The 13,921-nt window shown below is 66.4% G+C and carries 18 protein-coding genes and 1 tRNA gene; 2 read left to right on the top strand and 17 right to left on the bottom strand.

Going from position 1 to position 13,921, the window contains the following annotated elements; all coding sequences use genetic code 11:
- The 16 genes from nuoK to KB221_06745 all read right to left on the bottom strand — a co-directional run bounded on the left by nuoK (nucleotide 1) and on the right by KB221_06745 (nucleotide 10,991).
- Nucleotides 1-309: an NADH-quinone oxidoreductase subunit NuoK gene (nuoK, locus tag KB221_06820; GenBank protein WIY70725.1), complete on the bottom strand. Its 309-nt coding sequence runs from the start codon at nucleotides 307-309 to the stop codon at nucleotides 1-3.
- Complete coding sequence (locus KB221_06815; protein ID WIY70724.1) at nucleotides 309-935, bottom strand: NADH-quinone oxidoreductase subunit J; 627 nt, start codon at nucleotides 933-935, stop codon at nucleotides 309-311. Before KB221_06815 ends, nuoK begins: the two co-directional genes overlap by 1 nt.
- 74 nt (nucleotides 936-1,009) lie before the next feature.
- Nucleotides 1,010-1,501 (bottom strand): NADH-quinone oxidoreductase subunit NuoI, encoded by a 492-nt coding sequence (gene nuoI / locus KB221_06810; GenBank protein ID WIY70723.1) that lies wholly within the window; start codon nucleotides 1,499-1,501, stop codon nucleotides 1,010-1,012.
- Nucleotides 1,501-1,710: a hypothetical protein gene (locus tag KB221_06805; protein WIY70722.1), complete on the bottom strand. Its 210-nt coding sequence runs from the start codon at nucleotides 1,708-1,710 to the stop codon at nucleotides 1,501-1,503. Before KB221_06805 ends, nuoI begins: the two co-directional genes overlap by 1 nt.
- Nucleotides 1,710-1,937, bottom strand: coding sequence for a hypothetical protein (locus KB221_06800; GenBank protein WIY70721.1), 228 nt, complete (start codon nucleotides 1,935-1,937; stop codon nucleotides 1,710-1,712). Before KB221_06800 ends, KB221_06805 begins: the two co-directional genes overlap by 1 nt.
- A complete protein-coding gene (gene nuoH / locus KB221_06795; protein ID WIY70720.1) occupies nucleotides 1,934-2,998 on the bottom strand; it encodes an NADH-quinone oxidoreductase subunit NuoH in 1,065 nt (354 codons plus the stop codon). Before nuoH ends, KB221_06800 begins: the two co-directional genes overlap by 4 nt.
- 6 nt (nucleotides 2,999-3,004) lie before the next feature.
- Complete coding sequence (gene nuoG, locus KB221_06790; GenBank protein WIY70719.1) at nucleotides 3,005-5,050, bottom strand: NADH-quinone oxidoreductase subunit NuoG; 2,046 nt, start codon at nucleotides 5,048-5,050, stop codon at nucleotides 3,005-3,007.
- On the bottom strand, nucleotides 5,050-5,448 hold the full coding sequence (locus tag KB221_06785) for a hypothetical protein (protein WIY70718.1): 399 nt from the start codon (nucleotides 5,446-5,448) through the stop codon (nucleotides 5,050-5,052). The genes nuoG and KB221_06785 overlap by 1 nt, the downstream gene beginning before the upstream one ends.
- A 2-nt stretch (nucleotides 5,449-5,450) precedes the next feature.
- On the bottom strand, nucleotides 5,451-6,764 hold the full coding sequence (nuoF, locus tag KB221_06780; protein ID WIY70717.1) for an NADH-quinone oxidoreductase subunit NuoF: 1,314 nt from the start codon (nucleotides 6,762-6,764) through the stop codon (nucleotides 5,451-5,453).
- 3 nt (nucleotides 6,765-6,767) lie between these two features.
- A complete protein-coding gene (locus KB221_06775; GenBank protein ID WIY70716.1) occupies nucleotides 6,768-7,034 on the bottom strand; it encodes a hypothetical protein in 267 nt (88 codons plus the stop codon).
- Nucleotides 7,031-7,693: an NADH-quinone oxidoreductase subunit NuoE gene (gene nuoE / locus KB221_06770; GenBank protein ID WIY70715.1), complete on the bottom strand. Its 663-nt coding sequence runs from the start codon at nucleotides 7,691-7,693 to the stop codon at nucleotides 7,031-7,033. The genes KB221_06775 and nuoE overlap by 4 nt, the downstream gene beginning before the upstream one ends.
- A complete protein-coding gene (locus tag KB221_06765; protein WIY70714.1) occupies nucleotides 7,690-8,949 on the bottom strand; it encodes an NADH-quinone oxidoreductase subunit D in 1,260 nt (419 codons plus the stop codon). The genes nuoE and KB221_06765 overlap by 4 nt, the downstream gene beginning before the upstream one ends.
- Nucleotides 8,942-9,352: a hypothetical protein gene (locus KB221_06760; protein WIY70713.1), complete on the bottom strand. Its 411-nt coding sequence runs from the start codon at nucleotides 9,350-9,352 to the stop codon at nucleotides 8,942-8,944. Before KB221_06760 ends, KB221_06765 begins: the two co-directional genes overlap by 8 nt.
- Before the next feature lie 3 nt (nucleotides 9,353-9,355).
- Nucleotides 9,356-9,949: an NADH-quinone oxidoreductase subunit C gene (locus KB221_06755; GenBank protein WIY70881.1), complete on the bottom strand. Its 594-nt coding sequence runs from the start codon at nucleotides 9,947-9,949 to the stop codon at nucleotides 9,356-9,358.
- A 23-nt stretch (nucleotides 9,950-9,972) separates the two neighbouring features.
- On the bottom strand, nucleotides 9,973-10,530 hold the full coding sequence (locus tag KB221_06750; GenBank protein WIY70880.1) for an NADH-quinone oxidoreductase subunit B family protein: 558 nt from the start codon (nucleotides 10,528-10,530) through the stop codon (nucleotides 9,973-9,975).
- A gap of 83 nt (nucleotides 10,531-10,613) precedes the next feature.
- On the bottom strand, nucleotides 10,614-10,991 hold the full coding sequence (locus KB221_06745) for an NADH-quinone oxidoreductase subunit A (protein WIY70712.1): 378 nt from the start codon (nucleotides 10,989-10,991) through the stop codon (nucleotides 10,614-10,616).
- 212 nt (nucleotides 10,992-11,203) lie between these two features.
- Between KB221_06745 and KB221_06740 the strand changes: the two genes are divergently transcribed.
- Nucleotides 11,204-12,832: an AbgT family transporter gene (locus KB221_06740; GenBank protein WIY70711.1), complete on the top strand. Its 1,629-nt coding sequence runs from the start codon at nucleotides 11,204-11,206 to the stop codon at nucleotides 12,830-12,832.
- Nucleotides 12,833-12,927: 95 nt separating this feature from the next.
- Nucleotides 12,928-13,004 (top strand) — tRNA-Asp (locus KB221_06735).
- A 60-nt stretch (nucleotides 13,005-13,064) separates the two neighbouring features.
- Here the strand turns inward: KB221_06735 and KB221_06730 are convergent.
- Nucleotides 13,065-13,883: a polysaccharide deacetylase family protein gene (locus tag KB221_06730; GenBank protein WIY70710.1), complete on the bottom strand. Its 819-nt coding sequence runs from the start codon at nucleotides 13,881-13,883 to the stop codon at nucleotides 13,065-13,067.
- Nucleotides 13,884-13,921 lie beyond the last annotated feature (38 nt).

The following is a 13,921-nucleotide window of genomic DNA, read 5'->3' as shown; positions in this document are numbered from 1 at the left end:
TCAGCCCTTCATCACGGAGGCGTCGTCAACCGCGATGTCGCCGCGGTTGCGGAAGAAGGTCACCAGAATGGCCAGGCCGACGGCGGCCTCGGCCGCGGCCACGGTCAGGACGAACATGGCCATGATCTGCCCCTGCACGTCGTTGAGGTAGGCCGAGAAGGCGACGAAATTGATGTTCACGGCCAGCAGGATCAGCTCGATCGACATCAGGATGATGATGACGTTCTTGCGGTTCACGAAGATGCCGAAGACACCGATGGTGAAGAGGATGGCGGCCACCGCCAGATAGTGCTGCAGGGTGATTTCCATCAGACCAGATCCTCGGGAGTCACGCCGGCGCCGGTGGTCACGGACTTGACCTCCATGGCCGTCTTCGCGTCACGGCCGACCTGGCGGGCGACGTTCTGGCGCTTGATGTTGGGCTTGTGGCGCAGGGTCAGGACGATGGCGCCGATCATGGCGATCAGCAGCACGATCCCCGCCGCCTGGAAGATGTAGACATAGTCCGTGTACAGAACACGCCCGATAGCCTCGACATTGGTCATGTCCGGCGTGGCCGCGACCGGCCCGGCCGCATCGGCGGCGGCACCGCCGCTGACCACGGCCAGCGAGATCATGATCATCTCGGCCAGCAGTATCCCCGCGACGATGGCCGCCAGCGGCAGATAGCGGGCATAGCCCTCACGCAGCCGCACGAAGTCAACGTCCAGCATCATGACGACGAACAGGAACAGCACCGCGACGGCGCCGACGTAGACGACCACCAGCAGCATCGCCAGGAACTCCGCGCCGAGCAGGACGAAGAGTCCCGCCGACGAGAAGAAGGCCAGGATCAGCCACAGCACGCTGTGCACGGGGTTCTTCGCCGTGACGACCATGAGGCCGCCCAGCACGGCCACCGTGGCCAGCAGATAGAAGGCAATGCCTTGCAACATCGGAGGCCTCGGCCCCTTTCGGTTAGTGGAGGACGACCCCGTTCGGAATCGCCGTCCTGTTCAGCGTCTGCGCCTTAACGGTAAGGCGCGTCGAGTTCCAGATTCTTCGCGATCAGTCGTTCCCAGCGGTCGCCGTTGGCGAGCAGCCGGTCCTTGTCGTAGAGCAGCTCTTCCCGCGTCTCGACCGTGAACTCCGAGTTCGGGCCTTCGACGATGGCGTCCACCGGGCAGGCCTCGGCGCACAGTCCGCAGTAGATGCATTTGACCATGTCGATGTCGTAGCGGGTCGTGCGGCGGCTGCCGTCGGCGCGCGGTTCGGCCTCGATGGTGATGGCCTGGGCGGGGCAGATCGCCTCGCACAGCTTGCAGGCGATGCAGCGTTCCTCGCCGTTCGCATAGCGACGCAGGGCGTGCTCCCCGCGGAAGCGCGGCGACTGCGGATTGCGCTCGAACGGATAGTTCACCGTGGCCTTGGGACGGGCCATGTATTTCAGCGACAGGCCGATCGCGCCGACGGCGTCGATCAGAAGCGCGCCCTTCGCGGCCTGGACGATACGGTTGAACATTACTGGCTGGCTCCGGTGCGGGCGCACTCGCGGGCGTATCGCTCGCTCTGTTGGTCCATGGTCTCGCAGCGGCGCAGGCGCTCGGCCTCCTGCCGCTGGATGCGCTCCTGGCGCTGTTGCCACTGATACGGTGACACCGGCTCAGGCTCGTAAGGGGCGCAGGCCGACAGCGATGCGGCGGCCAGGATGAGGGTCAGGGTACGACGCATCAGTCCCGCCTCACCACAACGTCGCAACCTTCCGGCTGCTGATCGCGGTCCGTGCGGCCGTCGCGGCAGGCGGGGTGCATGCGGTCCGCCGCCGTGCGCGCGCGTTCCGCCCGCTCGAGCGTGCCGACCGAGGTCGTCTCTTCCACCCGCGGGTCATACCGCCAGGTGCAACCGCCCACGGCCACTGCCGACAGGACCAGGCCGGGCAGGACAAGCGCGCGGATCATGAGCCCACCGCGAACACGCGCCAGGCGGCGACCACAACGACGCAGACCAGCGAGGTCGGCAGGAAGATCTTCCAGCCCAGGCGCATCAGCTGGTCATAGCGGTAGCGGGGCACAAAGGCCTTCACCAGGGCGATCATGCAGAACCAGAACACGGTCTTGCCGAGGAAGGTGACCAGATAGATCGCCTGCTCCAGCCAGCCCGGCAGCATGTCCAGCCAGTCCTGCGGCACGCCCGGATTCCACCCGCCGAAGAACAGCAGGGTGATCATGGCGCACATGAAGACGATGTTGGCGTATTCGCCGATCATGAACAGCAGGTACGGGGTCGAGCTGTATTCAACCTGGTAGCCGGCCACGAGCTCGGACTCCGCCTCGGGCAGGTCGAACGGCGGACGGTTGGTCTCGGCCAGGGCCGAGACGAAGAAGATGATCGCCATCGGGAACATCACCGCGATGGTCGGCCAGGTCCCGGCCCCGCCGCCGAAGGCGAACCAGTTCCAGAACATGCCCTGCTGCTGCGTGACGATCGAGGTCAGGTTCATCGACCCGGCCAGCAGGATGACGTTGATGATCACCAGACCGATGGAGACCTCATAGGACACCATCTGCGCCGCGGACCGCAGCGAGCCGAGGAACGGATACTTCGAGTTCGAAGCCCAGCCGCCCATGATGATGCCGTACACGCCCAGCGAGCTGATCGCGAAGATGTACAGGATGCCGACATTCAGGTCGGAGATCACCCAGCCCGGCGCGAACGGAATGGCCGCCCAGGCGATGAAGGCCAGGATGAAGGTAAGCAGCGGTGCCAGCAGGAAGACCACCTTGTCGGCACCGGCCGGCACGATGATTTCCTTCAGGACGAATTTGAAGAAGTCGGCGAACGACTGCAGCAGGCCGAACGGCCCGACGACGTTTGGCCCTTTGCGCATCTGCACGCCGGCCCAGATCTTCCGGTCGGCCAGCAGCAGGAAGGCCAGCGAGATCAGGATGCCGACGGTGACGAGCAGGATGCCGCCCGCCGTGGCGAGGGTCCAGCCGAGAGGAGTGGTCCAGAAGTCCATCGCGCCTTACTCCGCCGCCATCGCGACCGGGGCGATCCGCAGGGCGGACAGCTCGGCCATGGTCACGCTGGCGCGCGTGATCGGGTTGTTCAGATAGGGGTCGCGCACAGCCGAAAGGAAGGCCGTGTCGCCGAGGTCGCCCTTCTTGCCGAGCGAAGCCACGTCAAACGACGCGGGTGCCGGCAGGTAGTCAATTCGACCAAAGGTCGGCTGATCCGCCATCAGTTTCGAGCGCAGGGCGTCGAGCGTGTCGTAAGGCAGGGTCTGGCCGACCATCGCCGACAGGGCGCGCAGGATGGCCCAGTCCTCTTTCGCCTGCCCCTTGGGGAAGACGACGCGTTCGGCCAACTGCACCCGGCCCTCAGTGTTCACATACAGGCCGGACTTCTCGGTATAGGCCGCACCCGGCAGGATCACGTCCGCGCCGTGCGCGCCGCGATCGCCGTGGCTGCCCAGATAGACGCGGAAGGCCTTCGACTTCGACAGATCGATCTCGTCGGCACCGAGCAGGAACAGCACGTCCAGCGCGCCCTTGGCCGCCATCTCCGCCGCCGACTTGCCGCCCTCGCCCGGGACGAGGCCCATGTCGAGGCCGGCGACGCGCGACGCTGCGCTGTGCAGAACGTTGAAGCCGTTCCAGCCATCCGCGACCACGCCGACCTTTTTCGCCAGCGCGCCCAGCGCATTCAGAACGGCCGCGCCGTCCGCGCCCGACACCGCGCCCGCGCCGACGATGATCGCCGGCCGCTCGGCCCTGGTCAGGAAGTCCATCGCCGCCTTGGGCAGCTTGGCGAGGGTCTTCGAGCCGGCACCGAGCCAGTTGTAGTCAAAGGTCAGGTTGGCCTGTTCGCCGATCAGGCCGATTTCCATCTTGCCGTTCAGCCACGCCTTGCGCAGGCGGGCGTTCAGCAGCGGTGCCTCGGTGCGCGGATTGGCGCCCACGATCAGCACGGCGTCGGCATTCTCGACGCCGGCCAGACCCGAGTTGAACAGCCAGCCTTCGCGCGGACCATGGCCGAGCGCCGAGCCGTCCTGACGGCAGTCAGTGTTGGCCGATCCCAGGGCGCGGAACAGGTCCAGCGCCGCCTTCATCGATTCCGCGTCCTGCAGATCGCCCGCGATCAGGCCGATCCGGTCCGCAGCTGCGGCGTTGAGCTTCGCCGCCACGAGACCCAGGGCCTCGTCCCACGACGCGGCGCGCAGCTTGCCGTTCTCGCGCACATAGGGCTTGTCCAGCCGCTGGCGCTGCAGACCGTCAACGGCGTAGCGGCTGATATCCGACAGCCACTCCTCGTTGATGCCCTCGTTGACGCGCGGCAGGATGCGCATCACCTCGGCACCCTTGGCGTCGGCGCGGATGTTCGAGCCCAGGGCGTCCATGACGTCGATGGTCTCGGTCTTCTTCAACTCCCACGGGCGGTAGTGGTACTGCCACGGCCGGTGGGTCAGGGCGCCGACGGGGCACAGGTCGTTGACGTTGCCCGACAGTTCGCTGTCGACCGCCTTCTCCAGATAGGTCGTGATCTCGGCGTCCTCGCCGCGCGAGATCATGCCGATGTCCGGCACGCCCGCCACTTCCGTCACGAACCGCACGCAGCGGGTGCACTGGATGCACCGCGTCATGAAGGTCTTGATGGTCGGACCCATGTTCTTTTCTTCGACCGCGCGCTTGTTCTCCGCATAGCGGGAACCGTCGCGGCCATAGCCCATGGCCTGGTCCTGCAGGTCGCACTCGCCGCCCTGGTCGCAGATCGGGCAGTCCAGCGGGTGGTTGATGAGCAGGAACTCCATCACCCCTTCGCGCGCTTTCCTGACCATCGGCGTGTCGGTGAAGATCTCCTGGCCCTCGGCGGCCGGCAGGGCGCACGACGCCTGCGGCTTCGGCGGTCCGGGCTTCACCTCGACCAGGCACATGCGGCAGTTGCCGGCGATCGACAGTCGCTCGTGATAGCAGAAGCGCGGGATCTCCTGGCCGGCGCGTTCGGCGACCTGCAGCACGGTCATCCCGGGCTCGAACTCGACTTCGACGCCGTTGACTTTGGCGATAGGCATCAGCGGGCCTCTTGTTCGGCGGCATCGGCCGCCGTCGGTACATTCACGGTTACGGACTGACCATCGCGGAACAGATCCGCACCGGCCTCGCCCATCCGGCATTCGAAACTCAACACGCCGCCATCCACGGGTGCCGCCCAGGACACGGTCGCGCGGGCCGTGCCCTGCGCCTCATAGCGGACGGACGTCCCTGCCTGGCCGAACTGCTCGGACACGCGGTCACGGCAGGCCTGTTCCAGAAGCGCCGCAGGCCGGATCAATGGCCCGGGTGTGGGCGCGGCGGGCGCAGACGTCGTCGCCTCCGGCCCCGACGAGGGTCTCTCGGCAGCCTCGGGCGCGGCGGGCGCGTTGCAGGCCCCCAGCGCCAGGAGCACGATCAGGGCGGGGTGAAGACGCATCCCTACTCCGCCGCGATCGCATGGCCGGCGAAATTCGCGCGGCGGCTGCGGTAGGAGGAGATGCGCTCCTCGATCTCGTGACGGAAGTGGCGGATCAGGCCCTGCACCGGCCAGGCGGCGGCGTCGCCGAGCGCGCAGATGGTGTGACCCTCGATCTGGGTCGAGACTTCCAGCAGCAGGTCGATCTCGGACGGGTCGGCTTCACCGACGGCCATCCGTTCCAGAACGCGCCACATCCAGCCCGTGCCCTCGCGGCAGGGCGTGCACTGGCCGCAGCTCTCATGCTTGTAGAAATAGCTGATGCGGGCGATGGCGCGGACCAGGTCGGTCGACTGGTCCATGACGATCACTGCCGCCGTGCCGAGGCCCGAGCGCATTTCGCGCAAGGAGTCGAAATCCATCAGCGCGACTTCGGACATTTCACGCGTGATCAACGGCACCGACGAGCCGCCCGGGATGATGGCCTTCAGATTGTCCCAGCCGCCCCGCACGCCGCCGCAATGGTCTTCCAGCAGCTGACGCAGCGGGATCGACATCGCCTCTTCGACATTGCACGGCCGGTTCACGTGGCCGCTGATCGACATGATCTTGGTGCCGGTGTTGTTCGGTCGGCCGAAGCCCGCGAACCACTCTGCCCCGCGGCGCAGGATGGTGCCCACCACCGCGATCGACTCGACGTTGTTCACCGTGGTCGGGCAGCCATACAGGCCCGCGCCGGCCGGGAACGGCGGCTTCAGTCGCGGCTGGCCCTTCTTGCCCTCCAGCGACTCCAGCAGAGCCGTCTCCTCGCCGCAGATGTAGGCACCGGCGCCGTGGTGGATGTAGACGTCGAAATCCCAGCCATGGACGTTGTTCTTGCCGATCAGCCTGGCCTCATAGGCCTGCTTGACCGCCGCCTCCATGCGCTCGCGTTCCAGCACATATTCGCCGCGCAGATAGATGTAGCAGGCGTGCGCCTGCATCGCGAAGCTGGCGATCAGACAGCCTTCGATCAGCAGCTGCGGATCATGGCGCATGATCTCCCGGTCCTTGCAGGTCCCGGGTTCGGACTCGTCGGCGTTGACGACCAGATAGTGCGGCCGATCCTTCACCTCTTTCGGCATGAAGGACCACTTCAGCCCGGTCGAGAAGCCGGCACCGCCGCGTCCACGCAGGCCCGAGTTCTTGACGTTGGTGATGATCCAGTCACGCCCCAGATCGAGCATGTCCTTGGTCGCGTTCCACGCGCCGCGCGACTTCGCCCCCTCCAGCGTCCAGTCATGGAAGCCGTACAGGTTGGTGAAGATGCGGTCCTTGTCTTCGAGGATGCCGACCATGGTTCAGTTCGTCTCCCGCATGCGTTGGCGGTGATAGCGGGTGCGCAGGAAGATGGCGGCCAGCATCAGGGCCCAGCCGAAGGCGAGCGCGGCATAGCCGGCCCACTGCACCATCGGCCCGAGGGCGCCGGCGTAACCGGCGGCCCAGACCGCGATGGCTCCGCCGACCACGAGGGCGAAGCCGGCGAGGCGCTGGTTGCGGCCGACCAGCCGCAGCTCGGCGCGGTATTCGGCGATCCTCGCCTCGTCTGACAGATCAGGGCGCGTCATGCGGTCACCGGATCGGAGTTCGGCAGCTTCTTGATCTTCCTGGATGCCGAGCCGTCATAAAGCTTCGGATCGGTCAGGGTCAGGGCCCCGCCCTCCGGTTCCGAGCTGGTGCGGCCGACGCGGCTGCCCGGCTTGGGCTTCTTGCCGGCGGCGAAGTCGTCGATGATCTGCGCCATGCTGTCGGCGGTCAGGTCCTCGAAATAATAGTCGTTGATCTGGGCCATCGGCGCATTGGCGCAGGCGCCCAGGCACTCGACTTCCTGCCAGGTGAAGCGGCCGTCGGCGCTCAGCACGTCCTTGGGACCGATCTTCGACTTGCAGACCGCCATCAGCTCGCCCGCGCCGCGCAGCATGCAGGGCGTGGTGCCGCAGACCTGGATCAGGGCGGCCGAGCCGACCGGCTCGAGCATGAACATGGTGTAGAAGGTCGCGACCTCGAGCACCCGGATCCAGGGCATGCCCAGCAGCTCGGCGATCGCGCGGATGGCGGGCTCGGAAACCCAGCCTTCCTGCTTCTGCACCAGCCACAGGATCGGGATTACAGCCGACTGACGGCGGTCGTCCGGGTATTTGGCAATCCACCAGTCGCATTTGGTCTTCGTCGCCTTGGAGAAGGCGAACGAGGCAGGTTGGACCTTGGCGAGACGACGAACGCTCATCGGTCTACTTCTCCGAAAACGATGTCGAGCGAGCCCAGGATGGCCGAGACGTCCGCCAGCATGTGGCCGCGGTTCATCCAGTCCATGGCCTGCAGCGAGCGGAAGCCCGGGGCCGAGATCTTGACGCGATAGGGTTTGTTGGTGCCGTCCGAGACCAGATAGATGCCGAACTCGCCCTTGGGCGCCTCGACCGAGGCATAGACCTCGCCCTCGGGCGTGCGGAAGCCCTCGGTGTAGAGTTTGAAGTGGTGGATCAGCGCTTCCATCGACCGCTTCATCTCACCGCGCCGCGGCGGGACGATCTTGTTGTTCACGGTCATCACCGGCTCGCCGGGGCAGTTGCGCAGTTTGTGGATGCACTGCTCCATGATGTGCACCGACTGCTTCATCTCCTCGATGCGGCAGAGATAACGGTCCCAGCAGTCGCCGTTCTTGCCGACGGCGATGTCGAACTCGAGGTCGGCGTAGCATTCGTAGGGCTGCGACTTGCGCAGGTCCCACGGGATGTCAGAACCGCGCAGCATCACCCCGGTGAAGCCCCAGTCCAGCGCCTGCTGCTTCGACACCACGCCGATGTCGACGTTGCGCTGCTTGAAGATGCGGTTCTCGGTGACGAGGGACTCGATGTCCTTCAGCGCCGCGGGAAACTCGCGGCACCAGCGGCCGATGTCGTCGACCAGGTCGTTGGGCAGATCCTGGTGGACGCCGCCGGGCCGGAAATAGTTGGCGTGCAGACGGGCGCCCGAGGCGCGCTCGTAGAACACCATCAGCTTCTCGCGTTCCTCGAAGCCCCACAGCGGCGGCGTCAGGGCACCCACGTCCATGGCCTGGGTGGTCACGTTCAGCAGGTGCGAGAGGATGCGGCCGATCTCGGAGTACAACACCCGGATCAGCTGGGCCCGGTACGGCACATCCACGCCCAGCAGCTTTTCGATGGCCAGGCAGAAGGCGTGCTCCTGGTTCATAGGCGCGACATAGTCGAGGCGGTCGAGATAGGGCACGTTCTGGAGGTAGGTGCGGGCCTCCATCAGCTTTTCGGTGCCGCGGTGCAGCAGGCCGATGTGCGGGTCGACGCGCGTGACCAGCTCGCCGTCCAGCTCCAGCACCAGACGCAGCACACCGTGCGCAGCCGGGTGTTGCGGGCCGAAATTGATCGTGAATTTGCGGTCGTCCAGCGCGCGGGCGTGGTCGGTCAGGCCGTCATCGAAGATGTCGGTCGCGCCGATCGGCGTGGTGGGGGCGTGGCCGTCAGCCATCAATCGAATCCTCGTCGTGCGAGCGCCCCTTGCGGGCCAGCGCCACCAGCCAGCCCAGGGCGAGCGTCAACAAGCCCATGCCCGAAACGGCTGCAGTCGAAATCTCCCAGTTGCCGGTCAGCACCGCCAGCGCCAGCGGCGTCGACAGCAGCACCGCCGAGGCGCCCAGAAGCGCGCTCTGCAGCTCGCCGGCCGACAGGCGACGGATGCCTGCCCCGACCGCCAGACAGACCACGGCGACCATGATCGCCACGCCCAGCGACTGCAGTTGCGCCGGCTCCACCTCTGGGGCCCGCGTGAACCAGCCGGTCAGCCGTGCCCCGAGCGTGAACAGGAACGCCGTCGAAAAGGTCACCAGAAAGAAGGATGACGCTGAACGGATGGCTGCGCGATTCATCTTCATGGATCATCCCGCCTTCTCATCGCCGGGCAGGATGGTCGCCGGGTATTCGGCACCTTCCCAGGGCGACAGGAAATCAAAGTTCCGGAACTCCTGGGTCAGTTTGACGGGTTCATACACAACCCGCTTCTGCTCCTCGTCATAACGCACTTCGACATACCCGGTCATCGGGAAGTCCTTGCGGAGCGGATGCCCCTGGAAGCCATAGTCGGTCAGCAGGCGACGCAGGTCGGGGTGACCCGAGAACAGCATGCCGTACATGTCGAACGCCTCGCGCTCGAACCAGTCGGCGCAGGGGAAGACGCCCACGGCGCTGGGCACAGGCTGGACCTCGTCGGTCGTCAGCTTGACCCGAACGCGCGCGTTCCGGGTCATCGACAGCAGGTGATAGACCACCTCGAACCGCTCCTCGCGATCCGGGAAGTCGACGCCGCACAGGTCGAGCAGCTGGTGGAAGCCGAACCGCTCCTTCAGGACCGTCAGCACCTCAAGGATGCTGTCGCGGTCCGTGATCAGCGTCAGTTCGCCGAAGGCCACCTGCGCCTGCACGCCCAGCGCGCCGACCATCTCGGCGCCCAGCGGCGTGAGCGCCGTTTCCATCTCTGTGATGCGGGCCAGCGCGTTCATCGGTCGATCGTCCCGGTGCGGCGGATCTTCTTCTGCAGTTGCAGCAGCCCGTACAGCAGCGCCTCCGCCGTCGGCGGACAGCCGGGCACATAGACGTCGACCGGCACGACCCGGTCGCAGCCGCGAACGACGCTGTAGCTGTAGTGATAATAGCCGCCGCCATTGGCGCAGCTGCCCATCGACAGCACATAGCGCGGGTCCGGCATCTGGTCGTAGACCTTGCGCAGGGCCGGAGCCATCTTGTTGGTCAGGGTGCCTGCCACGATCATCAGGTCGGACTGACGGGGGCTGGCGCGCGGGGCCATGCCGAACCGCTCCATGTCGAAGCGCGGCATCGAGGCCTGCATCATCTCGACGGCGCAGCACGCCAGGCCGAAGGTCATCCACATCAGCGAACCGGTGCGGGCCCAGTTGATGACGTCGTCCAGCGAGGTCGTGATGAAACCGCGCTCACCCAGCTCGGCGTTCACGGCCTCAAAGAATTTGTCGTGGATGGCCGGGTCATAGCCCTCCACCGACGACCGCGCGCCGGTGTTGAACATGGTCGTGCTCATCGGCGTCGCCAGACGTGAGGACGCCGGCCCCACGGGCGAGGTGCCCTGGTTGCCGACACCGATCAGCGGGACGGTATTGGTCGTCACTCCCATTCGAGCGCGCCCTTCTTCCATTCGTAGATGAACCCGACGGTCAGCACGCCGAGGAAGACCATCATCGACCAGAAGGCGAACACCATGCCCGAGCGGGACAGGTCGAACATCGACACCGCCCACGGGAACAGGAAGGCGACCTCAAGGTCGAAGATGATGAAGAGGATGGAGACCAGATAGAAGCGCACGTCGAACTTCATGCGCGCGTCGTCGAAGGCGTTGAAGCCGCACTCATAGGCCGACAGCTTCTCGCTGTCCGGGTTTTTGGGCGCGAGCACCCAGGCCGCCAGCATGAAACCGACGCCGAGAACCGCCGCGATCCCGAGGAAGATCACGATCGGCAGATATTCGAGCAGGAATGCATTCATCCGGAAGGGACCTTGTCCGTCGCCAGAGGGAGGGGCGGATTCGGCGCTTTCTAGCCCCGGAACCGCGCCCGTTCAAACCCATGTGACGAAAGGTTTTTCTTGAGAATGGTTCGCAGATTCAGGGACAGCATGTCGCAGGCCCCCAGCCTTGCCTCGCGAGCCCCGCTCCCGCCCTATGGCACGCTGTTCCAGGAACCGTCCGGGAGGGACGCATGACCATTGGCAGTCGGGTGCTGAACGGCATCGAACGCATCGGCAACAAACTGCCCGATCCCGTTTTTCTGTTCCTCTGGCTGATCGGCGGTCTGATCGTCCTGAGCCTTGTCGGCGCTGGCCTGGGCTGGTCGGCGGTCAATCCGGTGACAGGCGATACCCTGGCCGCGAAAAGCCTGCTGGCACCCGAGAACCTCGAGCGGCTGATCATCGGCATGCCCTCGACCCTGACCGACTTCCCGCCGCTGGGGATCGTGGTGACCATCATCTACGGCGCCTCGGTTGCCGAACGCAGCGGCCTGTTCACCACCGCGATCCGCGCCGCCCTGCTGAATGCGCCCAAGGCGATCCTGACTCCGGTCATCGTCATCACCGGCATGGTCTCCCACCACGCCTCTGACGCCGCCTATGTCGTGGTTATCCCCTTGGCCGCCGTGATCTTCGCCGCCGTCGGCCGTCACCCCCTGGCAGGCCTCGCAGCCGGATTCGCAGCGGTTTCGGGCGGCTATGCCGGAAACCTGTTCCCCGGCGCCCAGGACGCGCTGCTGCTGGGCATCACCGAGCCGGCGGCCCACCTGATCGATCCGTCGTATTCCGTGAACATCGCCGGCAACTGGTTCTTCATCGTCGGCGTCGTGCTGGTCTTCACCCCGATCGTCTGGTTCATCACCGACCGGATCATCGAGCCCCGCCTCGGCCCGTGGGTTTCAAAGGACGCGCCCCCGGCGACGGCTGACGAGAAACAGGTGGTGACCGCCGACGAGAAGCGCGGTCTCGCCTTCGCGGGCCTCACCATCCTTGCCATGATCGCCGTCTGGGCCCTCATCACCGCCCTGCCCGGCTCGCCCTTCATCGATCCCGAGGCCGAGCCCGCGCAGCGGTTCAACCCGCTCTACAAGTCTCTCGCCGCCTTCTTTGCCCTGACCTTCTTCATGTCGGGCGCGGCCTTCGGCATCGGCGCGCGCAGCGTGACCAGCCACCGCGATCTCGTGCGGATGATGCGCGAGGGCATCGTCCAGCTCGCCCCCTATCTCGTGCTCGTCTTCTTCGCCGCCCATTTCGTGGCGATGTTCAACTGGTCGGGGCTGGGGCCGATCCTGGCCATTCACGCCGCCGAGCAGCTGCGCCAGATCAACATGCCCGCTCCCCTGCTGCTGATCAGCGTCGTGCTCGTCTCCTGCTTCTTCGACCTGTTCGTCGGCTCGGCCTCGGCCAAATGGTCGGCCCTCGCGCCGATCGTGGTGCCCATGTTCATGCTGCTGGGCATCAGCCCCGAGATGACCACGGCCGCCTACCGCATGGGCGACTCGGTCACCAACATCGCCACCCCGCTGATGAGCTACTTCCCCCTGATCCTCACCTTTGCCCAGCGCTGGGATCCGCGATTCGGCCTCGGCTCGCTCATGTCGACGATGCTGCCCTACGCCGGGGCCTTCCTGATCGCGGGCCTGAGCATGGTGGCGCTCTGGGTCGCGCTGGATCTGCCGCTGGGGCCGGGCGTCGGCGTGCACTATTCTGCGCCCCCGCCTGCGGTGGCTGTTCAGCTGCCCGTGGACGGCGGCATCACGGGCCCGGTGGCACCCCCGGAAGCCGCCGCCGTGGCGGGTCCGGGAGTCCCGAAGCGCTGATCGTCGATTTCCTTCCCGGACGCGCTTGACAGTGCGAGGCCCCCCCGCCTAAACGACGCCCCTCGCCGCGGAGCACTGCTTCGCGTCGGGAATACGCGGGTGTAGCTCAGTTGGTTAGAGTGCCGGCCTGTCACGCCGGAGGTCGCGGGTTCGAGTCCCGTCACTCGCGCCATTCCCTTTGAAATCGATTTCAGGGAATGGCGCGGCCCCGCCGGTGTGAACCGGCCCCCCTTCACCGCAGCATCAGCACCGCACCTTCGGCCGCCAGCGCCTGTTCGCGCCCTTCCGCCCCGGCGGTGATCTGCACGAAGGTGAAGCCGCGCGCGGTCAGTTCATCGAGCAGGCCCGGCAAGGCGGCGATCATCTGCGGCCGGGTCTCGTGCAGGATCAGCACCCCGCCCCGATTGCTCTCCATGGCGTTCAGGGTGACGCGGGTGATCGAGTCCGCGGAATAGCCGCGCCAGTCGTCGGTGCCGGCTTCGGCTGACACCACGATGACGCCCCGCTGGTTCAGCCAGTCGGCCATCCAGGCCCCCTCGCCCAGACCTGGAAAGCGGAACATCGGCTCGATCCGGGCGCGCTCCTCAGGCGGCGCGTCGGCCAGGGCGGCCTCCAGTGCCGCAAAACTCCGGCGCACTTCGCTGACCTGGGCCTCGCGGGCCCAGTACCGGAGATAGGTCGGATGGGACCAGCTGTGGCTGGCGACGTTATGGCCGCGACGCACGACCTCCCGCACCTGCTCAGGGTTCGCCCGCACATACTGGCCGACGAAGAAGAAGGTGGCCTTGATCCCCCGCTCGTCGAGGATGTCGAGCACCTGCCTGTTGTAGAGCGGGCCGGGGCCATCATCGAAGGTCAGGGCGATGGCCCCGGGCGGCAGCGGCGTCCGGAGGTGCTGGATGGAGCCGTAGCGTCCCGGCTCGATCGTCAGCAGGGCCTGGCCCGCCTGTGCGGTCGCCGGGGGCGTATAGGGAACCTCGCTGCTCACCGCGGGCGCGCGCGGCAGCCAGACGGCAAAGGCAGCCGTCAGGGCGATCAGGAACAGACGCACAGATCCTCCCCCGAGGTTTCAGGCCCGCACGCTACCGG

Origin of the sequence: Aquidulcibacter paucihalophilus, assembly GCA_030285985.1 — a bacterium.
Lineage (GTDB): Bacteria > Pseudomonadota > Alphaproteobacteria > Caulobacterales > Caulobacteraceae > Brevundimonas.
Note: the sequence above shows the minus strand (reverse complement) of the source record. Positions and strands in the feature narration are given on the sequence as shown.

Excerpts from the sequence above, each read along its gene's own strand:
- KB221_06755 (WIY70881.1), bottom strand. The coding sequence starts at position 9,949 with ATGGAAACGGCGCTCACGCCGCTGGGCGCCGAGATGGTCGGCGCGCTG.
- nuoE (WIY70715.1), bottom strand. The coding sequence starts at position 7,693 with ATGAGCGTTCGTCGTCTCGCCAAGGTCCAACCTGCCTCGTTCGCCTTC.
- KB221_06745 (WIY70712.1), bottom strand. The coding sequence starts at position 10,991 with ATGAATGCATTCCTGCTCGAATATCTGCCGATCGTGATCTTCCTCGGG.
- KB221_06760 (WIY70713.1), bottom strand. The coding sequence starts at position 9,352 with ATGAAGATGAATCGCGCAGCCATCCGTTCAGCGTCATCCTTCTTTCTG.
- nuoK (WIY70725.1), bottom strand. The coding sequence starts at position 309 with ATGGAAATCACCCTGCAGCACTATCTGGCGGTGGCCGCCATCCTCTTC.
- KB221_06800 (WIY70721.1), bottom strand. The coding sequence starts at position 1,937 with ATGATCCGCGCGCTTGTCCTGCCCGGCCTGGTCCTGTCGGCAGTGGCC.
- nuoF (WIY70717.1), bottom strand. The coding sequence starts at position 6,764 with ATGGTCGGCATCCTCGAAGACAAGGACCGCATCTTCACCAACCTGTAC.
- nuoI (WIY70723.1), bottom strand. The coding sequence starts at position 1,501 with ATGTTCAACCGTATCGTCCAGGCCGCGAAGGGCGCGCTTCTGATCGAC.
- KB221_06805 (WIY70722.1), bottom strand. The coding sequence starts at position 1,710 with ATGCGTCGTACCCTGACCCTCATCCTGGCCGCCGCATCGCTGTCGGCC.
- KB221_06740 (WIY70711.1), top strand. The coding sequence starts at position 11,204 with ATGACCATTGGCAGTCGGGTGCTGAACGGCATCGAACGCATCGGCAAC.
- KB221_06775 (WIY70716.1), bottom strand. The coding sequence starts at position 7,034 with ATGACGCGCCCTGATCTGTCAGACGAGGCGAGGATCGCCGAATACCGC.
- KB221_06750 (WIY70880.1), bottom strand. The coding sequence starts at position 10,530 with ATGAGCACGACCATGTTCAACACCGGCGCGCGGTCGTCGGTGGAGGGC.
- KB221_06765 (WIY70714.1), bottom strand. The coding sequence starts at position 8,949 with ATGGCTGACGGCCACGCCCCCACCACGCCGATCGGCGCGACCGACATC.
- KB221_06785 (WIY70718.1), bottom strand. The coding sequence starts at position 5,448 with ATGCGTCTTCACCCCGCCCTGATCGTGCTCCTGGCGCTGGGGGCCTGC.
- nuoG (WIY70719.1), bottom strand. The coding sequence starts at position 5,050 with ATGCCTATCGCCAAAGTCAACGGCGTCGAAGTCGAGTTCGAGCCCGGG.
- KB221_06815 (WIY70724.1), bottom strand. The coding sequence starts at position 935 with ATGTTGCAAGGCATTGCCTTCTATCTGCTGGCCACGGTGGCCGTGCTG.
- nuoH (WIY70720.1), bottom strand. The coding sequence starts at position 2,998 with ATGGACTTCTGGACCACTCCTCTCGGCTGGACCCTCGCCACGGCGGGC.